We start from the raw sequence: 21,360 nt of genomic DNA, 5'->3' as shown, positions 1-21,360 counted from the left end.
AAATCACGACTGATTTCAGCCCAGCCAATTATTGGTGCAGCAAGAAGTTAAAGACTATCCTCCCGGCACCAACTACTAGTCAGGCAGCGCGGCTGTCTGATTTCTTAGCAGCTTCATTCATTTTTCTTATACAATTGAGTTTTAAGAAATATTTGTAAATATTAACTTAAATTGGTATATTATTAATACCTAAAAAATCTATGTATGTAAATTCCTTACAGAAGGGAAATGAAAATGGAAACAGAATTGCTCCGGATTTTTGATGATAAAGGGCGTCCATCCGGCACCGCGGACCGCAGTAAGGTTCACAAAGCAGGTCTCTGGCATGAAGCGTTCCACTGCTGGCTGGTTTCATATGAGAAGGACCGGCACTATATTTTCCTGCAAAAGCGGAGTGACCGGAAAAAGGACTATCCGGGTTTGTATGATATAACGGCCGCCGGCCATCTGCTCGCCCACGAGACGATTGAGGACGGAGTCAGGGAGGTGCGCGAGGAGCTGGGCATTGTTACGGAGCTCGCGGACCTTGTGCCCATGGGGGTCATAAAATATGAAGTGATAAAGGAAGAACAGTGCTTCATTGACAGGGAAATAGCCCATCAATATTTATATGAAGGCGATTTCCCATATGCATCCTTCAAGCTGCAAAGGGAAGAAGTCTCTGGCATGGTGAAGGCTGAATGGAATTCATTCTATGAATTCTGTACTGGGATGCAGGACAGCTTTTATGCTGAAGGGTTTGAGGAGGATGCTGAAGGGATGCGCCGGGAGGTTTCAAAGAACCTGGGCAGGGCAGATCTGGTTTCCCATGATTCTTCTTTCTACCAAACGGTGGCCAGGCTGATCCGGAATCATTTAAAAACCCGCAGCTAATTAAGGAGGAAAGAGTATGTTTGCATTTAACCGTGAACTGGTGAAGGGAAGTACCTCCCTGATTATTCTCCAGCTGCTGGGTGAAAGGGATATGTATGGCTATCAGCTTGTGAAGGAGCTGGAAAAAAGGAGCAATCTCCATCTCAGCGTAAAGGAGGGAACACTGTATCCGGCTCTGCATAAGCTTGAAAAGCAGCAGTATATCCACTTTTATTGGGAAAAGAAGGAGAAGGGGGCAGACCGCAAGTATTACCGGATTACGGAAGCTGGGCGGGAAATGCTGGCAGAAAAGCAGAGGGAATGGAAGCAATTTGTGAAGGTGATGAATCTTGTGATAGGAAAGACGGAGCAGCATGGCCCAAACGAAGGCTGAGTACCTTAAAGAACTGGAACAGCGGTTAAACGGCTGCTGCGACCGGGATCAGATTCTAAAAGAATATAAAACACATATTTTGGAGCTGGAAGAGGAGAGCGGCATAACGGATGAAGCTGAGCTGATGAAATTGGCTGCTGAAAGTCTTGGAACACCCGAGGAAGCGGCTGAAGCCTGGAACCATGCGGAGTTTCCGTCCCCAGTTTGGACGCTGCGCCTGTTTTTCATCATCAATCTTTCTTTCTTTACAGCCGGGGCAGGTTTGACTGCCTTACATCATCTTAGCGGCATTTTATGGGCAGATCTGATGTGGGATGCATTGGCGCGGATGCCCTTAATCATACTCATCATATACTCCCTGTTCTGGGCGCTGATTGGCTATGAAGCCGGCCGGGAGTTTGGTTATGGCGGAAGGGTTTGGGCACCCCTTATTTTTGCCGCAGCCATCTTACCGAATGTCCTCCTGATGTGCTTAGTCCTGTTTGAGCTGGTTCCAGGGGAATGGTTCACCCCTTTGCTGAGTCTTTCATTCATCATCAGCTGCATATTTGCTACAATCCTGTTGTTTCCGCTCATTTGCTGGATGGGCTTCCGGATCGGAAAAAGATCCTCTGTCTAGCTTTTTTTTGATTGCATACATAGAATGTCTTTGTAGTGGGAGGCTGTACTATGGCTTTGATTAAACAGGCCTTTTTTTGGGGCGCAGCCCAGGCGGGAGCTTTAATGCTGTTTTTCATTTCTTAGCATCATTCTTGTGGTGCTGCCGGACAAATGGGCAGACGCTCTCGGCGATTATACCTTCTTCCAGGGGGTCATTATTTTGACCATTCTGGCTTATGCATCTATCTGGTATGCATTGTTCCTGCTTAGCAGGGAAGATGGCCGGATTCCTTTGCATACCGCACTTTTTGCGGTTATCCCGAATGCTTTTCTGGCATGGGTCATGCATCCATGGACACTTCAGGCGATGCCTGAGGAAAGCTGTTCATTCATACCTGTTCGCCTTGTGTATTTCTGCCTTCTTCTCTCCACTGTCTTGCTGCCGGGTTATGCCTTACTGCTGAATACCTATTATAACGGTGTCCCGGAGGAGATGAATAAAAAAAGGCTGATCCTGATCTGGCTTGTGCTGGCGGGAGCTGTCCTGACTGCTCTCCTGGTGATGGGGATGTTTATGGAGGATGTTTGGGCCTACCTGCTCGCATAAGCTAAGGGGCTTGTGCTTTTTAGCCTTATTGATTCTGCCCCCATATCCGTTCTGTACTGGCAAGTGTCCCGCCGTTGAAGCTCATTTTGTAGATATCAGGCATATCGAGCCTTTTCCAAAAGGAGAAATCATATTGAGTGTCAAAGTAATTCATGATCAGCACCATGATATTGCCATGGGTACCGAGCACAATACTTTGGCCTGGGTATGTTTTCAGAATTGATTTGACCGCCCTCACTCCTCTAGCCTGGGCTTCCTTGTTGGATTCGCCGCCTTCAAGAGCGATGGAGGGATTGCTCCATACCTTATTCATAGCTTCTGCGAAATCATCGACCGGCTCCGTGGAAAGCAGCCGCTCCCTCAGGTCCTCCCGCAGTTCAATGTCTAACTCAAATTCATCGGCCACTCCCTGGACGGTCCCGATGGCTCTTTGATATGGACTTGAGATTACATTTGTTATATTCCTTTTAGACAATAGTCCTTCAACCCTGATGGCATCCGCCCTTCCTTTTTCCGACAGGGGGCGGTTTATTTCGTCAGGGGTATAAATGGAATGAGCATGCCTTACAAAATAGATATCTGTATTCATATAAATGTCCCCCATTCTACAATCCACAATAATACATATTCTACTATTCTCCAATGATTTCCGACAATTTTTGTTAAATTTTTGCTAATAACAAAAGAAAAATATATAATTAAAAACATTGAATATTCTGATACATAGAAGGAGGATTTTGCTTGAAGGAATTCGTGGATAGTTTGAATGCTGTGCTATGGAGTGACCCGGTCATCTATATCCTGCTGGGAGTAGGGCTATTATTTTCTATTTTAACCCGTTTTCTGCAACTGCGTCATATCAAGGAAATGGTCAGGCTGATGTTCCAGGGCAAGAGCTCTGATGCTGGAGTTTCCTCCTTTCAGGCGTTGTCCATCGCACTCTCCGGACGTGTGGGAACCGGTAATATTGCCGGTGTGGCCACCGCCATCTTCTACGGGGGGCCCGGGGCCATTTTCTGGATGTGGGCAATCGCCTTCATCGGTGCTTCAAGTGCTTATGTTGAGTCAACACTGGCCCAGATTTATAAGGTTAAGAAAGACGGACAGTACCGTGGCGGTCCGGCGTACTACATAGAAAAGGGAATCGGCTGGAAATGGTTTGCGGTGCTTTTTGCCATCGCCGCATTGATCGCCATGGCCGTCCTTATGCCTGGTGTGCAGGCGAATTCAATTGCTCTTGGAATGGAAAATGCCTTTGGAATGAATAAATGGATAACAGGAGCTGTCATTACCCTGTTCCTTGGCTTCATTATCTTCGGAGGAGTAAAAAGGATAGCCAGCGCAGCGCAGGTTATCGTACCTTTTATGGCACTCGGCTATATCCTCCTGTCACTGGTCATCGTCGCTATGAATATTACAGAGCTTCCCAGTGTGTTTGCTCTGATCTTCCGCAGTGCCTTTTCAATTGATGCTACGTTTGGAGGTCTCATCGGGATGGCCATTTCCTGGGGAGTTAAGCGGGGCGTTTATTCCAATGAGGCTGGACAGGGAACAGGCGCGCACCCGGCAGCAGCTGCCGAGGTATCACATCCGGCCAAGCAGGGGCTTGTCCAGGCGTTCTCTGTTTATATCGATACATTGTTTGTATGTACGGCCACAGCTTTCATGATCCTTTTCACCGGCATGTATAATACAGAAGGTCCTGGCAAGACCATGATTGTTGAAAACCTGAAAGGAATTGAGGCAGGGCCGGGATTCACCCAGGCTGCAATCGATTCGGTCATTCCGGGGTTCGGTGCCGGCTTTGTGGCCGTAGCCTTATTCTTCTTTGCCTTCACAACGATCATGGCTTACTACTACATCGCTGAAACCAATATCACTTACCTGGCAAATGGAAGCAGCCGGAAAGTCTGGGTGCTCTTCTCGAAGCTCGTGATCATGGCTGCCACTTTCTACGGCGCCTCCAATGAAGCTGCACTTGCCTGGGCGCTTGGGGATGTGGGACTCGGGATAATGGTATGGCTGAATATCATTGCGATCTTGATCCTTGCTAAACCGGCGCTTGCTGCCCTGAAGGACTATGAGAAGCAGAAGAAGCTTGGCATCGATCCTGTATTTGATCCGATTCCGCTCGGAATCAAGGGAGCCGATTACTGGGAAAAAGAGTATCCGAAAATGAATAAAGAAAATGCATCATAAGCAGTAAACCGGGAAAAGTTCTTTCCCGGTTTTTCTTGTGGAAAAGGGGCGGAGCTGCATGTAGTATGCGGCTGCCTGAAACTGCGTATAAATATCATCCTCTTACTGGCATTCCTATTATGACCTGATCCGCCCCGCCGTGTTTATTCCTGCTCCTGGCCAGTTTTTCTCCATGTATGTGCTTACAGTATGAATCTCATGTTTTTTAGTAATCTGTACCATATCTTTATTAGATTGTCAGATAGACTGCTATTGTTGTATAATGATTTTATAAACCATAACGTTATAGTTGGGAGGCGTTTCCCTTGGGACTGAGAAGCTGAGAATAAGCGAGCTGGCGGAATTGGCACATGTTACAAAAAGGACAGTTGATTATTATACCAATCAGGGGCTGCTTACAGCAGAACGTTCCGCTTCCAACTACCGCTACTATTGTCCGGATGCGGTTGAGAAAATTGGGATGATTGAACAGCTCAAGAAAGAAAAATTATCACTCGCTGAAATAAAAAAACGGCTTAAAGAACAAGATACAAAAAATATAGATATCGAAGAATTAAAAGCAAGGATTCAAGAGCTGGAGCTGGATGTCTCAGAGATCATGAAAATTATGGAGAAACAGGGCCTTACGAAAGAAACAATCAAAAACAACCTGTCCCATGAGAGCATCTCACTTATGCAGACCCTTCTGCTCCTGCTTATATGAGCCGGAATCCAAAAAAATTTGAGAGAACATACAGGAGGTGTATGGGGGCTGGACTTTTTTAGGGGAAAAGCGATCTCCGCTGGCCAGTTTCCTATTTATTGGACATATTAAACTTGATATTGTTAGCAGTACTCATTGCCATGACTGGATTTTTCGTGGCAACAGAATTTGCTATTGTAAAAGTGAGAGGTTCCCGCATTGATCAGCTGGTAGCTGAAGGCAGAAAAGGGTCAGCTGCCGCAAAAAAGGTGACGACCCATCTTGATGAATATTTGTCTGCCTGCCAGCTGGGTATTACCGTTACAGCTTTAGGGCTTGGGTGGATTGGAGAGCCGACTGTCGAAAGCCTGCTCCATCCATTGTTCACCATGTGGCATCTGGACAAAGGCATTTCTGATATTCTATCCTTCGGAATTGCATTTGCTTTTGTTACATTCCTGCACGTAGTAATTGGCGAGCTTGCCCCTAAAACGGTGGCAATCCAGAAGGCAGAAGCCATCACACTTGTCTTCGCAAGTCCAATCATCTGGTTTTACCGGATCATGTATCCGTTCATCTGGATCTTGAACGGTTCAGCCCGTTTCCTTACGGGGTTGTTTGGACTGAAGCCGGTTTCCGAGCATGAACTTGCCCATTCTGAAGAGGAGCTGCGCATTCTGTTGTCGGAAAGCTATAAGAGCGGTGAAATCAATCAGACGGAACTTAAATACGTTAACAATATCTTTCAGTTTGACGAAAGGATTGCCAAGGAAATCATGGTTCCCCGTACAGAAATTGTCAGCCTGTCTGTCGAAGCTGGCCTGGGAACGGTCCTTGATACCGTGAAAAGTGAAGGCTATACGCGCTATCCGGTGACTGACGGGGATAAAGACCATGTACTTGGCATTGTAAATATAAAAGAAATCATTACATCGAGAATCTCGAATGGAGCTCTGGTAGAAGGGGAAACCTCGATTCAGCCTTATATCAAGCCGGTCATCCGGGTGATTGAAACGGTTCCGATTCACGATCTGCTGCTTCGTATGCAGCGCGACCGTGCGCAGATGGCCATTTTGATTGATGAATACGGCGGCACATCTGGCCTTGTTACGGTTGAGGATATCCTGGAGGAAATCGTAGGGGAAATCCGTGATGAATTTGATACGGATGAAGTGGCTGATATCCGCAAAATAGGAGAAGGTCATTATATCCTCAATGCTAAGGTACTGATTGAAGACGTAAATGATCTGATTGGAACACACTTTGAAGAAGAAGATGTCGATACACTCGGCGGCTGGGTGCTCACCCAGAAATTCGATGTTAAAGTCGGAGATTCTATCGGGGCAGAAGGCTATGATTTCACAGTAAAAGAAATTGACGGCCACCAGCTTATAACGGTGGAAATCCTGAAACAGAAATAGAGGAGAGGCTGACAGTTGTCAGCCTCTTTTTAGCTTGATCAGCGGAACATATCTGTTATCCCTGGTGCATGCTCATTCGGCCGTTCCGGCATTTCAGGGACTGGATGACCATCAGGAGGATCCACAACAGACAATTCACCGCCATTGCGGCTTGGCGTCTGGCCGGAGTATATCTCGGCAATCCTTGTATCATCCAGCCTGAAATTGAACTGGACATTATGGAAGCCCATTTCCACATATTTACGGCACTCGGGATATTTATTAATGTCGTAATTAGGGACAGGGAATAGTTTTCCCCAGTCTACTCCGAGCATCTCAAGGCCTTTTGCAAATGCGTTTTGATGGGCATTGTCGCGTACGATAAGAAACGCAATTGTCTCGCGGAGAGTTTTATTGGAACTCATTTCATAAATCCTCGTTTTTTGCAGTACGCCTGTTGACTCCAGCACAAGATTGTCCAGAAGGTTTGCAATCAGGTTGCCGTGGTCATAGACATACGAGCCCTGCCACGGGTTGCCATTGGCATCCTCGGGAACCGAGCTTTGTGCACCCATGATGAAATGGTGAGGGATTGCATGTTTTACTGCTTCATCAAGAGGGGCGGCATCACTGCCGGAATTCCCTGGCATTGGTGCACCTGAATCATCGAGAAGGGCGTTGATTGTATTTTGGACTAATTCAACATGGGCAATTTCCTCCAGGAAAATTCCTTTAATCAAATCCCGGAATTGCAAGGCCTTGCCCCGGAAGTTGCTGCTCTGGAAAAAGAACTGCATCATCGTCCGCATTTCCCCGAACCGGCCGCCAAGCGTCTCTTGAAGAACCTTGGCTGCATTTGGATCCGGCTTGTCCGGAATAATTGGATTAATCAGCTCCTGCTTGTAATAATACATTGAAAAACCCCCTCCTATTATCAATGATACCTGCTTAGCATCTGCAGACTGAAGGGAGCTATACAAGGGGGATTGACCCCATTTCCCGGATTATTTCCCAGTAAAAAACGGCCTCCCATTGGGTGGCCGTCCTGTTTTTTGTGCATATTAATCAGAAGTCGAAGTTGTCTGGATCCGCACCGACGCGCTCATCTTTGTTCAACTCATCGATGGCTGCCATCTCTTCAGCAGTCAATTCGAAATTGAAGACATCCGCATTTTCTATGATGCGGTGTTCTTTTGTGGATTTTGGAATGGTAACCACGCCACTTTGAAGGTCCCAGCGCAGAATGACCTGGGCAGGCGTCTTGCTGTGTTTTTCAGCAATCCCCTTCAGCACTTCATTGTCAAACAGTCCGCCCTGCATCAATGGAGACCAGGCTTCAAACTGAATTTCCTGCTCCCTGCAGAATGCACGCAGCTCACGCTGAGACAGCTGTGGATGGAATTCAACCTGATTGACCATCGGCTTAATCGTGGCATCTGCCAAAAGATCTTCCAGGTGGTGAACATGGAAGTTGCTCACGCCAATCGCGCGGACACGCTTGTCATTGTACAGCTGTTCCATGGCTTTCCAGGTATCTTTATACTTGCCTGCTACCGGCCAGTGAATCAGATATAAGTCCAAGTATTCGAGGCCGAGGCGGTTCAGGCTTGCTTCATATGCTTCCAGGGTAGAATCGTAGCCCTGGTCTGAATTCCAGACCTTTGAAGTGATAAACAGGTCCTCACGCGACAGGCCGGTTTCCTTCAGAGCCTGGCGGATTCCTTCGCCTACGCCTTCTTCATTCTTGTAAACAGCTGCCGTATCAATGCTGCGGTATCCATTGACAATGGCTGCCTTCACGGATGAAATAACCTCGTCGCCATCCTCTACACGCCAGACGCCAAGGCCAAACCACGGCATCTTAACGCCATTATGTAACGTAGTTGTATCCTGCAAACTGCTGATTGACATTCCAAAAACCTCCTTATAGTAAAAGCCTTATGGAAAAAGTATCTAACTCCTGTAAGGATTAGTCAAACAATCTGTCTTTCGGACCAGCATCTAATGATTTAAGGGCAGAACCATAAAAAAGGAAATGGAGGCAGCCTCCATTTCCAGTTCTTCAGTTCTTTTTGTTTTTTATGTTTGATAGTGCCTTGCGGTATTGGGTATCGTCTATTCCGGTTTCCCTTTGAAGTTGTTTTTCCGGCTGGGTGGCTGATTTCATAAAGTTCTTTAGTGTCTGGCGGTAAGCATCATCATGCATTTTATCAGCCTGCTCACGGCCAAGGACATCTATGCCTGTCTGTCTTTTATCGGCGGTTATGCCGCCGGGAATGCCGGTATCTTCACCTGAAACTGCCTCTGATGGACAGGGTGTTTCCGCTGCTGCAGCATCCCCGTGATCTGCGGGCTTTTCAGCAGGAGAGGAGAGGGCGCGCGAATTGACGCGGACCAGCAGGAACACAAGGATCAAGGCTGCCAGAACACATATAATTACAATTGTCATTGGTCATCCCCCTCATTAAGGCAATATATCAAGACTTTGCGGCGGTAAAAACGGCTGCCAGCCCGGCAACCCGCCGGCCAAGGGCACGGCCCAGTGCTGCGCCGTTTTCCGATATGTTTTCTTCGCTGTCAATCGGACAGGTTACCCCTACTCCATAATAAGAGCCGTATGTTGCATTTTCAGCAATATTCCCCGGCAGGCCTGCGATGATCATGCCCTGGTGCAGCATGGGTGTAATCAAGTTCAGCATGGTGGACTCTAGGCCGCCGTGTTCCGTGGCAGTCGTACAGAAAACGGCACCGATCTTGTTCACCAGTTTTCCTTCAGCCCAGAGGTAGCCAAGCTTGTCAATCCAGGTTTTAAGCCCGGAGCTGATTGTGCCGAAATGTCCCGGACATCCCCAGATAATCGCATCCATCTCAGGCAGGGAATATACATCGGCTTCTTCCACCGACTGCAGATAAACTTCAGCCCCTTCAAAGGAATCCGCTCCCTGGGCGATTGACCGGGCCAGGGCCTCTGTATGGCCGCCTTCACTATCATATATAATACAAATCTTCATCCTGATTCCTCCAATCCTTATTGCTGCAAGCTTCGTTCTGGTGCAGGCAGGAGCAGGATCTCTCCGTCCTGGCCGGTCTCCCGGACAGTATTTTTAGTATCGGCTGCTTGATCCTTCCGCACATCCCTCAAGAAGAAGCTTAAGATAAACCCGATCAAAGACAGGGCAGTTGCCCAATAAAAAGCATCGTTTATTCCGCTTACGGTTGCCTGAATATTTGCTTCCTTTGCCATCAGCTGAATCGTTGTCTGTTGAGCCTGTGCAAGGGGCAAATGAAGCTCAGCGGCCGCACGCGCCGCCAGTTCACGGAAATTTTGCATAAAAATCGGATCCATCGTATTCATTCCTTCAGCAGCCGCCGCGTAATGGAATGTTGTACGGTTAGTAAATATAGTGGTGATAAGACTGATTCCAAGCGATCCGCTCACATTGCGGGCGGTGTTGGACATAGCCGTTCCATGGCTGTTCAAGTGCCTGGGCAGCTGGTTCATCCCTGCGGTCATGATCGGCATCATCAATAGTGACATACCAAATGACCGGACCATATAAATCGCAAGGATTGTATTGTAGGATGTACCCATTGTAAACTGTGTGAATTCATAGGTGGTGATAATGGTAATCAGCATCCCTGTGACAGCAAGCGGACGCGGACCAAATTTATCAAATAGTATCCCAGAGACAGGCGACATGACCAGCATAATCAAAGCTCCGGGAAGCATGAGAAGTCCTGAATCAAAGGCTGTAAAGCCCCTGAGGTTCTGCAGGTAGATGGGCAGAAGGAACATGCCGACAAACATGGCAACGGTTATGATGACATTAATGATCGTTGCTAGTGAAAAGATATCATATTTGAATACTTTAAAATCAAGCAGGGGCTTTTCTGAACGCAGCTGCTGGATGACAAAGATGGCGATGAAAATAATCCCGAGCAGTGCTGTGGAAACAACGATCGGATTTGACCAGCCCTTTGAGCCTGCTTCTGAAACTCCATAGAGGAGGGAAGAAAATCCGATAAGGGATGTAAAAGCGCCAAACACATCAATTTTAATATTCTTCGGTGGAAACAAATCTTTAAGCCTGAAAAGGGCGATGATCAAAACAATGGCACCGAGCGGAACCATGCCGTAGAACATCACTCTCCAGGTGTAATTTTCAATCAGCCAGCCGGAAAGTGTCGGTCCAATGGCTGGAGCGAACATCATGGCGAGTCCAAAGATCCCCATCCCTTTTCCGCGCATGCTTGGAGGGAAAATGGATAAGATGATGGTCATCACAAGCGGCTGAAGAACACCGCCTCCTACAGCCTGGATCAAGCGGCCGGTCAGCATAATGGAGAAACTGCCTGCTATTCCGCAGATAAGTGCCCCCAATGTGAAGCAGGCCATTGCAAAGATGAACAGCTTTCTCACGCCGAGCCTCTCGATCAGGAACGCTGACAAAGGTACGAGGACCCCGTTAACGAGCATATAGCCTGTCGAAAGCCACTGAATCGTGGTGGCAGCAACCCCAAATTCATTCATGAGGCGGGGAATCGCCACATTCAACAGCGTCTGATTTAGTATGGCGAGAAAGAGACCGAGCATCAGCACGATTAAAAGCGGCATATGCTGCCGCACATTATTTTCTTCGGCAAATTCATTTTTTTGAGCAGACACCATGCGGCCCCCTTTCTTTTAAAAAATCATTAGTGGTAACTAACCTGTTGTATTTGTGAAGGTTATTTTCTAGAAAGATTGTTGTTTTTATTGATTTTTGAGGAGAGAAAATTTTTAAGCAAGTGGACTTAGCTTCAGGCGCGAGGCTCCTGATCCAGCTGCGGAACTTTCGACCTGCAAGTGTCAATCAGTCCATTGGAAGAAAACCGCTTCCCACAGACTGCCCGCACCGCGGAAAGCCAGCTCCTGCTGCGGGAATCCACATTTTAATTTTTACCGCCGCAATATATGGCAAACAGGATTATTATCTGCTGATCTTTACTTCAGCGTTCATGCCCGGCATTACTTTTTCTGAATAATTTTCAATGGAAATCTTTACAGGTATATATTGTGTTACTTTCGTATAGTTCCCGCTCGCGCTTTGCTGCGGCATCAGGGAGAATATAGAATTTGCAGCATGGCCGATGGCTTTTACTTCACCATCGATCACTGTGCCGGAATCACCGTCTACTACTACATCAACGCTGCTGCCGACTTTTACATCCTTCACTTTTTTCTCATCGATATTGGCCACAATGTAGAGTTTTTTCATATCCACTGTCTGGGCAAGAACAGCACCCGGCTGGACAAGCTGGTTTTTATGGACAGACTGCTTGATGATTGTTCCAGGTTCAGTAGCAGTGATTTCAGAAGTTTGTTTTCCGTTATTCAATTCACCAAGTTCCTTATTGGCAGAAACCTGATCTCCTTCATTGGCATTCCAGGAAGTGATTTTTCCTGCTGCCGAAGCTGTTAAAGTCTGGATGTCACCCGTTACATGGGCGTTATCAGTCTTAATGTAGGAAGAGGATTGATAGTAATAATAAGCTCCTCCTCCAAGCAATGCAATCACAACCAGGATTACAATAAAATTCATCAGCCATAAGCTTTTCTTCATGAATAAAACTCCTTCCTTTTTACAAAACTGATAAACTAGTATAATAGTTAACAAAATGAAGTATATTGCCGAAAACAATTAAAACATAGATTATCTTTGTTGTAAAGATATTTACCCGTTAATTTTCCGCATCAAATTTTATCATATGGACTCAGTGTTAAAGTAAGGGAGGGGCTGCCATGGAGGGCATCCTGGATAAAGGATTGTTTGAAGAGCTTGACAGCATTACAGAATCGTTCTTCCGCTATAAAAATAAGCGGATGGAAAAAAAGTATGCGGAGCTTCCAGCTAAAATGACCACAACCAAATATAGGACGCTCAAAAAGATTATGGAAACACAAAATTGTATGGTGGCTCATATCGTACAGGGATTGGAGCTGTCATCCGGAGCAACGACCCTGCTGCTGAACAATCTCGAAGAAGACCAGCTCATTATAAGGGAAAGGTGCAGCAGGGACAGAAGAGTCGTATACCTTGAATTGACTGAGAAGGGGCAGGATGTGCTGCAATCCATAACCAAAACCCGAAACGAATTTTATGCAGCAATCATCAGCAGCCTCGGCAGCAGAGAGCGGGAGCAGTTCATCTCAAGCCTGCATAAAGTAGCCGAAGGGCTGCAGCACGGGGAAGTCTAGCAGTCCGTATCTGTGAATGAACGAAAAAAGAGAGGTGGATTCCTCTCTTTTTTACTGGTTTTTTTCCATTCGAAAATGCGAACATGAAGCTTTTTAAATCGTCATATTCAGCAGGCAGCGTTCTCCACTTTACCTTGAGCACCGAAATACAGGGGAGACCCCGCATGGAAAGCCGAGGAGGCCCGCCGCCCTCACCGTGCAGGAGGATTGCCTGCAGCGGGGATCAATTCCTTGTCATATATAAACAATGTCCTTCGAAAACAGCCTCTTATTTTTGGCTTCGGGAATAAGAAGTAGGCTGAAATAGAACTGTAACATAAATTCACTTGTTCTGAAAAAAACGGATGCTATAATAGCATGGTGTATTAGAAAGAAACTTATCAAATGAACTCGAAACATGTCAATGTACATATAGATGCCTGATGGAAATACATAGAAAATGATCCATAGGAAAACAGCGATAGATAGAGAAATCTGGCAAGAACGAAAGGGGAAAGCGGATTGAAGAAGCATATCATAAGTATCGGTTTGGCAGCAGTACTTGGATTCAGCAGTTTAGCAGCTGCTCCAGGAGTTCAAGCAGAATCAATAAATAGTTTAAAAAGTAAACAGCAGGAAAACAATCAAAAACGTTCCGAAGTGAACAGCGGCATACAATCAGCTGATATGCAGATTAAGGCACTTAAGGGAAGGCAGGCCGACCTTAAGGCAGAAGTCCGAAAAATTGATGCGGAGATCAGCAGGGCCAACGAAAAAATTCGTGTGCAGAATGAGCGGATCGCACAAACAGAAGCGGAAATTCAAAAGCTGAATAAAGAGATTGCTATATTGAAAGACCGGATTGAAAAAAGAAATGAACTTCTTAAGAACCGTGCCCGTTCCTTCCAGGAGAGCGGCGGGAATGTAGATTATCTCGAAGTGCTCTTTGGATCGAGTGATTTCGGTGATTTTGTTGACCGTGTGGGTGCTGTCGCAACTATCATGGATGCCGATCAGGAATTGATCAAAGAGCATGAACAGGACAAGAAGGATTTGGAAACAAAGCAGGAATCTGTAAAGGACAAGCTTGCAAGCCTGAAAGATATGCTGAAGGAGCTTCAGGCGATGAAGTCAGAACTCACAAAGCAGAAAGCCCAAAAGGACCGGCTTATGGTACAGCTTGCGAAAAGAGAAAAACAGATTGCCAATGAAAAAATGAATCTGCAGGAAGAAGCCGATCTGCTGGCATCACAGGGAGCTTCCATCGAAAAAGCGATCGGCCTTGAGCAAAAACATCAGGCTGAGCTGAAAGCAGCCAGAGAACTGGCCGCAAAAGAAGAAGCAGCGAGGGCATCCGCACCATCTGCCAGTCCTGCTTCAGCTTCAGCAGGCAGTGCACAAAAAGCAAAAGCTTCAAATGGCTTCATCAAGCCGGCCGCCGGCGTATTGACATCGCCTTTTGGCTACCGGACTAACCCAAGCCCGGGCTTCCATTATGGAGTCGATATCGCTCAGGGCGGAACCGTTCCAGTAGTAGCAGCGGCTGATGGTGTTGTTACACGTGCCTATTATTCTGACAGCTATGGAAATACAGTCATTGTCTCTCATTCTGTGAACGGGCAGGTATTCACAACTGTCTATGCGCATTTGAATTCTATGAGCGTGAGCACAGGTGCTGTAGTGGCACAGGGGCAGCAGGTTGGATATATGGGCAATACCGGCCAGTCCTTCGGCCAGCATCTTCACTTTGAACTTCACAAAGGTGAATGGAATGCTTCTAAATCAAATGCAGTAAATCCTGCTTCTTATATACCTCTATGATTCTGGTATAAACTAAAAACTGCTTGGAAGTGCGCTGGAATTTGCTGGGTAAGCCGGCATTTCAGCGCATTTTTTACATTTAACCTCTATCGGCGGTTTCATAATAAGCAGACGGATGAATTATTTTTGTTATAGATATAAAGGAGAAGGGAATATGGCCGATATTATTAAAGAGTAAAAAAATGTCATTTAGCCTTTGACGAAGAGACGTAAGTAATCCCTAGAATATAAAATAGTAAAAAAGTAATATTTTCTTGTAAACTTCATTATATTATTGTTTACTTAAACCACTGAGTTATAGTAAAATTTTACCATAATACTACTTAATAGATGAAGGAGGTCATGTATATGCTAACCAAGTCAGATTTGGAGACAAGGATTGAAGCGATAAGGAATAAGATGATCCGCTCCGCGGCTAAAACTGGCCTTCATTCTAGAACCACTATTGCACTGAGCCAGCAGCTCGATGGATATATTGTTTTATATCAAGGTCTTCAAAAGGATTATTCCCGAACATCATAAATGGAGATAAGAGGGTGGACACTGTCCGCCCTTTTTTTATTTGTCCAGAATTCCCCATAGGTGGGATTTATCTTTATGCAGCAATGTTAATTAATATAGTTAAGGCTGATTAAGGAAAGCCTGAAAAGGGTAAAAGTCAGTAATGCTATTTTTATAGTGAAAAAGGATTTGGCAGCAATCAGCCAATGGAAAGGGGAACGTAAAGCAGCATGAGACATAAAAAAATAATGCTTATCGCATCCATTATTCTTCTCATTAGCATGCTGTCTGCATGTGCTGAAAAGGAGAAGCTGGCAGGCGGGGCTGAACTTATCGATAAAGATGAGTTCGTGTTCGCGGCTTCCGGTGAATTTAAGCCATTCAGCTATATGACAAATGATATGAAAATGGAAGGCTTTGATGTCGAAGTAGGAAAGGCAGTGGCCAGGGAATTAGGCCTGAAGGCCGTACCGAAGCGGATCAAGTTTAAAGGAATAGTGGAAGGTGTCAAAACAGGAAGGGCAGATGCAGCGGTGGCCAGCCATACGATCAATCCACAGCGGAGTAAACACGTCGCTTTCACCACTCCATACTACTACTCAGGTCCTCAAATTTTTACCCGGCCCGACAGTAATATCAAAGATGTAAATGATTTAAAAGGAAAAGAAGTTGCAGTGGCAAAGGGATCTACCTATGCCGATGTTGCAGGGAAATATACGAAGAATCTAAAAATGTACGACAGCGACATCACAGCATTAAAAGCGCTGGATGGCGGCCGTCATGACGCTGTAATTACAGACTTTGTCACGGGGAAGACTGCCCGGAAGGAAGGCTTCAAGATTGAGGGCCGCAAGCTTATTGAACGAAGTGAGCAGGCTATCGTCATTCCACAGGACAATCCTGAGCTCGTGAAAAAAGTTAATGAAGCGCTTGAAAACCTCCGCAAGGATGGGACCCTCAAGAAAATCAGCATGAAGTATTTCGGAGAAGATATTACCTCAAAACCAGAATGATCAGTTACTTTTAGGATGAAAGGGAGTTGGAACACTTGCCTAGTTTTTCTCATTTTATCAGCACATTTGGAGATACAAAAGGAGTATTTATAGATGCCATGCTGCTCACGCTGCAGCTTACGGTGGTTTCAGTACTAGTCGGAATAGTCATCGGGCTTTTCTTCGCACTTTTAAAATTATCGAATGTAAAAATCCTTGGGTGGATCTCGGATGCTTATGTATACCTTGTCCGCGGGACACCGCTGATTGTACAGATATTCATTTTATACTTCGGAATGAGCGGGATTTTCCTGATTCCCGATTTCTGGGCAGCTGCGCTTGCGCTGGCTTTCCACAATGGTGCATATATTGCGGAGATATTCAGGGGAACCATTCAGTCCATTGATAATGGCCAAATGGAAGCAGGCCGCTCGCTTGGGATGACAAAGTCACTGACCATGCGCCGGATCATTCTGCCGCAGGCTTTCAGAAGGGCGCTTCCGCCACTGGGCAACCAATTTATCATCGGGCTGAAGGATTCCTCGCTGGCAGCATTTATTTCCATGAATGAGCTGTTCAACGTAGCAACCACACTAGGCTCCAATAATTTCGATGAAATGACTTTTTTATTGATTGTTGCGGTATACTACCTCATCCTGGTAGCCATCCTGACAGTTGCTGTAAGTCTATTGGAAAAGAAATTGGCCAGAAGCGATAGATAGGAGGACAATTGACAGTGAAAAAAGAAATGATACGCGTAGAGAAATTAAATAAATCATTTGGTGATCTTCATGTATTGAAGGATATAGATATGCAGGTGCAGGAAAGTGATGTAGTGTGCCTGATCGGTTCGAGTGGTTCTGGTAAGAGTACACTGCTTCGATGCCTGAATTTCCTTGAGAAAAAGGATAATGGAAAAATCATCTTTGAAGGCAGGGAAATTACCAAAGAGACTCATGATATCAATGAAGTCCGTCAAAAGGCAGGAATGGTTTTTCAGCATTTCCAGCTGTTCCCGCATATGACGGTGCTCGAAAACATCATCGAAGCCCCGACCCGGGTCAAGAAAATTTCCAAGGAACAGGCAGTGCAGGAGGCACGTGAGCTCCTGCGCAAGGTGGATCTTGAAGATAAGGCGGATGTATATCCGAGCAAGCTCTCAGGCGGACAGAAGCAGCGTCTGGCCATAGCAAGGGCACTTGCCATGAGACCGGATATCATGCTGTTTGATGAACCGACCTCTGCTCTTGACCCTGAGCTGGTCGGCGAGGTGCTGAACACAATGAAGGAGCTTGCAGCTGAAGGCATGACCATGATCGTGGTCACCCATGAGATGGGATTTGCCCGCGAAGTGGCAAACCGCATCGTCTATATGCACGAAGGAAGAATTGTCGAAGAAGCACCAACCGATGAATTCTTCAACAACCCTAAAGACGAGCGAACCATCTCCTTCCTCAGTGCTACATCCGTCAAATAAATAAAACCAAACGAGCTCCGCTGACTTTCAGCGGGGCTTTCTTGTGGATATGTGGAAGGGAATTGGGGGACAGTCCCCCATTTCCCATCCACAGCCCGATTTTTAGTTTCGCCCAATCATTCAAATGTGCTTTTGAATATAGTATAATCAAATAAAGATTTGAATGTTGGGCGGGATGAGGTAATGGAGAATAAAGAGTTTTGTGAATCCGCTTGTGAATCCGGCCAGAAAGTGGGCCGTTTAAAAGAGCTGGTTGAAGAGCAGAATGTACCGGAAGTCGCGAATATATTTAAGGCTGTGGCCGATGTTACAAGGTTGAAGATTGCATACGCGCTGTTGTTGGAGAAGGAGTTATGCGTGTGTGATGCTGCGGAGATCATCGGATCATCGAGCGCCACTGCCTCCCATCACTTGCGGATGCTTAGCAAACTCGGGCTTGCCAAGCATCGGAAAGAAGGAAAACAAGTGTATTACTCACTGGATGATGATCATGTAAAAGCACTTATAGAGATTGCATTTACTCATCAAAAAGAGGTGATGGAACGTGAATGAAGCCAGGGAATTGCAGCAAGAACCTGAACAAAGGCAGGTATACAGGGTCCAGGGCTTTTCATGTGCCGGCTGTGCCGCCAAGTTTGAAAAGAATGTGAAAGAGCTGGATCAGGTACTGGATGCGAAGGTTAATTTCGGTGCCTCTAAGCTGACTGTCATCGGGAACAGCTCCATAACCGAGCTGGAACGGGCTGGCGCGTTTGAAGGTCTGAGAATATACCCGGAGGAAACCAGGCTGGAGCAGATGAAACAGACAGATTCCTATTTTAAGAGATACGGAGCAGTTATGATATCGGCTGTATTCCTGGCGCTGGCCTGGTATCTCCAGTATGTCCTGGGTGAACAGTCCTCCTGGACCATTGCCGCATTTGCGGCTGCCATTTTGACGGGAGGTACAGGGCTGTTCATAGAGGGAATCAAGAATCTGGCTAAGCTGCACTTTGATATGACAGCCCTGATGACGGCAGCAATCATAGGGGCTGCTCTGATAGGGGAGTGGAGTGAGGGCGCTGTCGTGGTCATCTTGTTTGCGATTAGTGAAGTGCTCGAACGGTACTCGATGGACCGGGCCAGGCGCTCCATTCAGTCACTCATGGAAATAGCACCTAAGGAGGCGCTTGTCAGAAGGAACGGGAAAGAATTCATGCTGCCTGTAGAAGACGTTGAACCTGGTGATGTGATTTTAATCAAACCGGGTCAGAAAATAGCACTGGATGGCAAGGTAATACAAGGCTCCTCGGCAATCAACCAGGCGGCCATCACGGGAGAATCCGTACCGGTTGAAAAGCATGAAGGTGACGAAGTATTTGCAGGAACCCTTAATACAGAAGGATTTCTTGAAATAAGGGTAACAAAACAGGCGAAGGATACCACTCTGGCAAAGATCATCCATCTGGTGGAAGAAGCACAGGGCGAACGGGCGCCATCACAGGCCTTCATCGACAAATTCGCCAGAATATACACACCGGCCATCATGCTGATTGCCCTGCTTACGGCCACCGTCCCACCGCTGTTCACTGGCAATTGGAGCGAGTGGATCTATCAGGGGCTGGCCGTCCTTGTTGTCGGCTGTCCGTGCGCCCTGGTGATTTCAACGCCTGTTGCCATCGTCACAGCTATCGGCAATGCGGCAGGCAATGGCGTTCTGATTAAAGGCGGTGTTCATCTGGAGGAGCTGGGGCGGATAAAAGCCATTGCCTTTGATAAGACCGGCACCCTGACAAAAGGAGTGCCTGCCCTGACTGACTTTATCACTCTTGATAAGGCAAGGAATGAAAACGAGTGGCTGGCATTGATCGCCGCCCTCGAACACCGCTCCCAGCACCCGCTGGCAGCGGCAATCACAAAAGAAGCAGACAGACGGAACATCGAATATCGCAATATCAGTGGTGAAGAGATCCAGTCCTTAACCGGAAAAGGAATCGCAGGCAAAATTGCCGGCTTGCAGCTGCAGGTTGGGAGTCCTGCCCTGTTTGGGGACTGTTCCCATTTCCCGGTTATCTCGCCAAAGGTCTTAGAGCTGCAGGAGCAGGGGAAGACGGTCATGCTGGCTGGGATAGACGGAAATACTGCAGCTATCCTGGCAGTTGCCGATGAAGTCAGAGAAACAACCGGTGAGGTTATCCGGAGGCTTCATGGCATGGGAATAGAAAAGACGATCATGCTGACAGGCGACAATGCCAGCACGGCCGCAGCCATCGGGCGCCAGGCAGGAGTAGGGGAAGTATATTCAGAATTGATGCCCTCCGGTAAACTGGACTTTATCAAAAAATTGAATCAGAAGTACGGCAGTGCGGCCATGGTCGGTGATGGAGTGAATGATGCCCCTGCCCTGGCAGCCGCGTCGGTTGGTGTGGCCATGGGAGGAGCAGGCACGGACACTGCCCTGGAAACAGCCGACATTGCCCTGATGGGGGATGATCTTAAGAAGCTGCCGTTTACCATCAAACTGAGCCGCAGGACACTTGGGGTCATCAAGCAGAATATCACCTTTTCGCTGGCCATCAAGCTTCTTGCCCTCCTGCTGGTCGTGCCTGGATGGCTCACCCTGTGGATCGCCATATTCGCCGATATGGGTGCTACTCTCATTGTTACATTAAATGGACTAAGACTCCTCAGGATCAAAGATAAATAGAATAATAGAAAAAGATGAGGCCAGCTCCTTTTAAAAGGCGGGCCCCATCTTTTTCTATTTTATAGCTTTGCGGTAGCCTGCATCCTGTGCCTCTTTTTCGGAACAGAACCAGACGATGTTTTCTTTTTTCGGGCTGTCATAAAAACTGCCGCCGGGAACATGGTAAACATGGGAATTTTCATTTCCCTTGATTTTTCCCTCGCAGCTGCCGGCCTGATCAGGCGTGCCAGAAGCAGGCTTGCGGGTGCTTGTGTTATAGCCATCCTCCTGAGCGTAATCCTCTATGCTCCATATTCCCTTAGATGCCTTCCGCGCATCGCTCTCTGCTTTGCGGAATTGATCGACATATTTAGTGTTCGGCGGGTATACAGCAGTTCTGGCCAGGCCTTCACGGATCAGAATTTCATTGAACAGCACATCCCCCTGCCAGACATAAGCCAGAAGCCGGCCGTATTGATCTCTTTCCTCAGCGTCAAGCTCCAGCAGCACCTCCCTCGCCATCAGGCTGGCGGCTGTATACTGGGATGCTTCCTTCCCGAAAGGCTGGACCTCGAGTTTGGGGTGCTTCGTTTCAGGGGTGTCGACCAAAATAAGGCGCACTCTTTCATTTTTCCCGTTTGTGAGTTTCACATCAATCGTATCGCCGTCTACAACATTAACGACCATCCCTTTCAAGCCCTTTGCCGGACGTTTCAGCTCCTGACGGTTTTTGGAGCTGCCCTGGGCTGGCTTTTCCTCCACAGCCGTATCCTTTGGCGGGTCCGCTTTTTTATCATCCTCTGCCGCACACCCGTATAGTGATGCAAAGGACAACAGCAATGCCAGGCATATGTAAATCATTTTCTTCATATGGATCCTCCCTGATGCAGAACATTGAAAGTATATTTTTATGCTATTATATCTATTAGCAGGCGGCAAGGGAAGAAAACCCA

The 21,360-nt window shown here is 46.9% G+C and carries 23 protein-coding genes; 15 read left to right on the top strand and 8 right to left on the bottom strand.

Going from position 1 to position 21,360, the window contains the following annotated elements; translation table 11 throughout:
* The first annotated feature begins 234 nt into the window (after positions 1-234).
* The 4 genes from V1501_RS18620 (at position 235) to V1501_RS18605 (ending at position 2,453) form a co-directional block, all read left to right on the top strand.
* Complete coding sequence (locus V1501_RS18620) at positions 235-873, top strand: NUDIX hydrolase (protein ID WP_409290367.1); 639 nt, start codon at positions 235-237, stop codon at positions 871-873.
* Positions 874-889: 16 nt separating this feature from the next.
* Positions 890-1,246, top strand: a complete 357-nt coding sequence (locus V1501_RS18615; RefSeq protein ID WP_409290366.1) for a PadR family transcriptional regulator — start codon at positions 890-892, stop codon at positions 1,244-1,246.
* Positions 1,227-1,865: an HAAS signaling domain-containing protein gene (locus V1501_RS18610; protein ID WP_409290365.1), complete on the top strand. Its 639-nt coding sequence runs from the start codon at positions 1,227-1,229 to the stop codon at positions 1,863-1,865. Before V1501_RS18615 ends, V1501_RS18610 begins: the two co-directional genes overlap by 20 nt.
* Before the next feature lie 201 nt (positions 1,866-2,066).
* The gene (locus V1501_RS18605) at positions 2,067-2,453 is read left to right on the top strand and encodes a hypothetical protein (RefSeq protein WP_409290364.1); all 387 of its coding nucleotides are present in this window, start codon (positions 2,067-2,069) and stop codon (positions 2,451-2,453) included.
* Positions 2,454-2,478: 25 nt separating this feature from the next.
* On the opposite strand, the gene V1501_RS18600 is transcribed toward V1501_RS18605, so the two are convergent.
* Entirely contained in the window at positions 2,479-3,042 is a 564-nt protein-coding gene (locus V1501_RS18600; RefSeq protein ID WP_409290363.1) for a histidine phosphatase family protein, read from the bottom strand.
* Positions 3,043-3,194: 152 nt separating this feature from the next.
* Here V1501_RS18600 and V1501_RS18595 point away from each other — a divergent pair, with 152 nt between their 5' ends.
* From V1501_RS18595 to V1501_RS18585, 3 genes are all read left to right on the top strand, one after another.
* Positions 3,195-4,652, top strand: a complete 1,458-nt coding sequence (locus tag V1501_RS18595; RefSeq protein WP_409290362.1) for an alanine/glycine:cation symporter family protein — start codon at positions 3,195-3,197, stop codon at positions 4,650-4,652.
* 343 nt (positions 4,653-4,995) lie between these two features.
* A complete protein-coding gene (locus V1501_RS18590; RefSeq protein ID WP_409290361.1) occupies positions 4,996-5,355 on the top strand; it encodes a MerR family transcriptional regulator in 360 nt (119 codons plus the stop codon).
* 98 nt (positions 5,356-5,453) lie between these two features.
* Positions 5,454-6,755 carry a hemolysin family protein gene (locus tag V1501_RS18585; RefSeq protein WP_409290360.1) on the top strand — a complete coding sequence of 434 codons (1,302 nt, stop codon included), beginning with the start codon at positions 5,454-5,456 and terminating at the stop codon, positions 6,753-6,755.
* 38 nt (positions 6,756-6,793) lie between these two features.
* Here V1501_RS18585 and V1501_RS18580 read toward each other — a convergent pair whose 3' ends face one another.
* The 6 genes from V1501_RS18580 to V1501_RS18555 all read right to left on the bottom strand — a co-directional run bounded on the left by V1501_RS18580 (position 6,794) and on the right by V1501_RS18555 (position 12,337).
* Positions 6,794-7,648 (bottom strand): manganese catalase family protein, encoded by an 855-nt coding sequence (locus tag V1501_RS18580; protein WP_409290359.1) that lies wholly within the window; start codon positions 7,646-7,648, stop codon positions 6,794-6,796.
* A 151-nt stretch (positions 7,649-7,799) separates the two neighbouring features.
* On the bottom strand, positions 7,800-8,645 hold the full coding sequence (locus tag V1501_RS18575) for an aldo/keto reductase (RefSeq protein WP_409290358.1): 846 nt from the start codon (positions 8,643-8,645) through the stop codon (positions 7,800-7,802).
* Positions 8,646-8,796: 151 nt separating this feature from the next.
* Positions 8,797-9,183 carry a hypothetical protein gene (locus tag V1501_RS18570; RefSeq protein WP_409290357.1) on the bottom strand — a complete coding sequence of 129 codons (387 nt, stop codon included), beginning with the start codon at positions 9,181-9,183 and terminating at the stop codon, positions 8,797-8,799.
* Between the two features lie 28 nt (positions 9,184-9,211).
* A complete protein-coding gene (locus tag V1501_RS18565; RefSeq protein WP_409290356.1) occupies positions 9,212-9,745 on the bottom strand; it encodes an NAD(P)H-dependent oxidoreductase in 534 nt (177 codons plus the stop codon).
* 17 nt (positions 9,746-9,762) lie between these two features.
* On the bottom strand, positions 9,763-11,403 hold the full coding sequence (locus V1501_RS18560) for a DHA2 family efflux MFS transporter permease subunit (protein WP_409290355.1): 1,641 nt from the start codon (positions 11,401-11,403) through the stop codon (positions 9,763-9,765).
* 301 nt (positions 11,404-11,704) lie between these two features.
* Positions 11,705-12,337: an HlyD family efflux transporter periplasmic adaptor subunit gene (locus V1501_RS18555; RefSeq protein WP_409290354.1), complete on the bottom strand. Its 633-nt coding sequence runs from the start codon at positions 12,335-12,337 to the stop codon at positions 11,705-11,707.
* 179 nt (positions 12,338-12,516) lie between these two features.
* Between V1501_RS18555 and V1501_RS18550 the strand changes: the two genes are divergently transcribed.
* The 8 genes from V1501_RS18550 to V1501_RS18515 all read left to right on the top strand — a co-directional run bounded on the left by V1501_RS18550 (position 12,517) and on the right by V1501_RS18515 (position 20,428).
* Positions 12,517-12,972 (top strand): MarR family winged helix-turn-helix transcriptional regulator, encoded by a 456-nt coding sequence (locus V1501_RS18550; RefSeq protein WP_409290353.1) that lies wholly within the window; start codon positions 12,517-12,519, stop codon positions 12,970-12,972.
* A gap of 501 nt (positions 12,973-13,473) precedes the next feature.
* Entirely contained in the window at positions 13,474-14,772 is a 1,299-nt protein-coding gene (locus V1501_RS18545; RefSeq protein WP_409290352.1) for a murein hydrolase activator EnvC family protein, read from the top strand.
* 348 nt (positions 14,773-15,120) lie between these two features.
* Positions 15,121-15,294 (top strand): Spo0E family sporulation regulatory protein-aspartic acid phosphatase, encoded by a 174-nt coding sequence (locus V1501_RS18540; RefSeq protein WP_409290351.1) that lies wholly within the window; start codon positions 15,121-15,123, stop codon positions 15,292-15,294.
* Positions 15,295-15,503: 209 nt separating this feature from the next.
* Complete coding sequence (locus tag V1501_RS18535; RefSeq protein WP_409290350.1) at positions 15,504-16,286, top strand: transporter substrate-binding domain-containing protein; 783 nt, start codon at positions 15,504-15,506, stop codon at positions 16,284-16,286.
* A gap of 35 nt (positions 16,287-16,321) precedes the next feature.
* The gene (locus tag V1501_RS18530; protein WP_409290349.1) at positions 16,322-16,987 is read left to right on the top strand and encodes an amino acid ABC transporter permease; all 666 of its coding nucleotides are present in this window, start codon (positions 16,322-16,324) and stop codon (positions 16,985-16,987) included.
* 26 nt (positions 16,988-17,013) lie between these two features.
* Positions 17,014-17,742: an amino acid ABC transporter ATP-binding protein gene (locus tag V1501_RS18525; protein ID WP_409293454.1), complete on the top strand. Its 729-nt coding sequence runs from the start codon at positions 17,014-17,016 to the stop codon at positions 17,740-17,742.
* Positions 17,743-17,925: 183 nt separating this feature from the next.
* Positions 17,926-18,294 (top strand): ArsR/SmtB family transcription factor, encoded by a 369-nt coding sequence (locus V1501_RS18520; protein WP_409290348.1) that lies wholly within the window; start codon positions 17,926-17,928, stop codon positions 18,292-18,294.
* Positions 18,287-20,428 carry a heavy metal translocating P-type ATPase gene (locus V1501_RS18515; protein WP_409290347.1) on the top strand — a complete coding sequence of 714 codons (2,142 nt, stop codon included), beginning with the start codon at positions 18,287-18,289 and terminating at the stop codon, positions 20,426-20,428. Before V1501_RS18520 ends, V1501_RS18515 begins: the two co-directional genes overlap by 8 nt.
* A 54-nt stretch (positions 20,429-20,482) precedes the next feature.
* Here V1501_RS18515 and V1501_RS18510 read toward each other — a convergent pair whose 3' ends face one another.
* The gene (locus V1501_RS18510) at positions 20,483-21,277 is read right to left on the bottom strand and encodes a thermonuclease family protein (protein ID WP_409290346.1); all 795 of its coding nucleotides are present in this window, start codon (positions 21,275-21,277) and stop codon (positions 20,483-20,485) included.
* Positions 21,278-21,360 lie beyond the last annotated feature (83 nt).

The sequence above is a fragment of the Paraperibacillus esterisolvens genome (assembly GCF_046237625.1).
Classification (GTDB): Bacteria; Bacillota; Bacilli; order Bacillales; family DSM-1321; genus Paraperibacillus; species Paraperibacillus esterisolvens.
The sequence above is the reverse complement of the archived record's forward strand: the minus strand, read 5'-3'. Positions and strand labels throughout refer to the sequence as shown.

Excerpts from the sequence above, each read along its gene's own strand:
- V1501_RS18520 (WP_409290348.1), top strand. The coding sequence starts at position 17,926 with ATGGAGAATAAAGAGTTTTGTGAATCCGCTTGTGAATCCGGCCAGAAA.
- V1501_RS18510 (WP_409290346.1), bottom strand. The coding sequence starts at position 21,277 with ATGAAGAAAATGATTTACATATGCCTGGCATTGCTGTTGTCCTTTGCA.
- V1501_RS18565 (WP_409290356.1), bottom strand. The coding sequence starts at position 9,745 with ATGAAGATTTGTATTATATATGATAGTGAAGGCGGCCATACAGAGGCC.
- V1501_RS18600 (WP_409290363.1), bottom strand. The coding sequence starts at position 3,042 with ATGAATACAGATATCTATTTTGTAAGGCATGCTCATTCCATTTATACC.
- V1501_RS18525 (WP_409293454.1), top strand. The coding sequence starts at position 17,014 with ATGATACGCGTAGAGAAATTAAATAAATCATTTGGTGATCTTCATGTA.
- V1501_RS18570 (WP_409290357.1), bottom strand. The coding sequence starts at position 9,183 with ATGACAATTGTAATTATATGTGTTCTGGCAGCCTTGATCCTTGTGTTC.
- V1501_RS18575 (WP_409290358.1), bottom strand. The coding sequence starts at position 8,645 with ATGTCAATCAGCAGTTTGCAGGATACAACTACGTTACATAATGGCGTT.
- V1501_RS18615 (WP_409290366.1), top strand. The coding sequence starts at position 890 with ATGTTTGCATTTAACCGTGAACTGGTGAAGGGAAGTACCTCCCTGATT.
- V1501_RS18555 (WP_409290354.1), bottom strand. The coding sequence starts at position 12,337 with ATGAAGAAAAGCTTATGGCTGATGAATTTTATTGTAATCCTGGTTGTG.
- V1501_RS18550 (WP_409290353.1), top strand. The coding sequence starts at position 12,517 with ATGGAGGGCATCCTGGATAAAGGATTGTTTGAAGAGCTTGACAGCATT.
- V1501_RS18535 (WP_409290350.1), top strand. The coding sequence starts at position 15,504 with ATGAGACATAAAAAAATAATGCTTATCGCATCCATTATTCTTCTCATT.
- V1501_RS18580 (WP_409290359.1), bottom strand. The coding sequence starts at position 7,648 with ATGTATTATTACAAGCAGGAGCTGATTAATCCAATTATTCCGGACAAG.
- V1501_RS18610 (WP_409290365.1), top strand. The coding sequence starts at position 1,227 with ATGGCCCAAACGAAGGCTGAGTACCTTAAAGAACTGGAACAGCGGTTA.
- V1501_RS18560 (WP_409290355.1), bottom strand. The coding sequence starts at position 11,403 with ATGGTGTCTGCTCAAAAAAATGAATTTGCCGAAGAAAATAATGTGCGG.
- V1501_RS18620 (WP_409290367.1), top strand. The coding sequence starts at position 235 with ATGGAAACAGAATTGCTCCGGATTTTTGATGATAAAGGGCGTCCATCC.
- V1501_RS18540 (WP_409290351.1), top strand. The coding sequence starts at position 15,121 with ATGCTAACCAAGTCAGATTTGGAGACAAGGATTGAAGCGATAAGGAAT.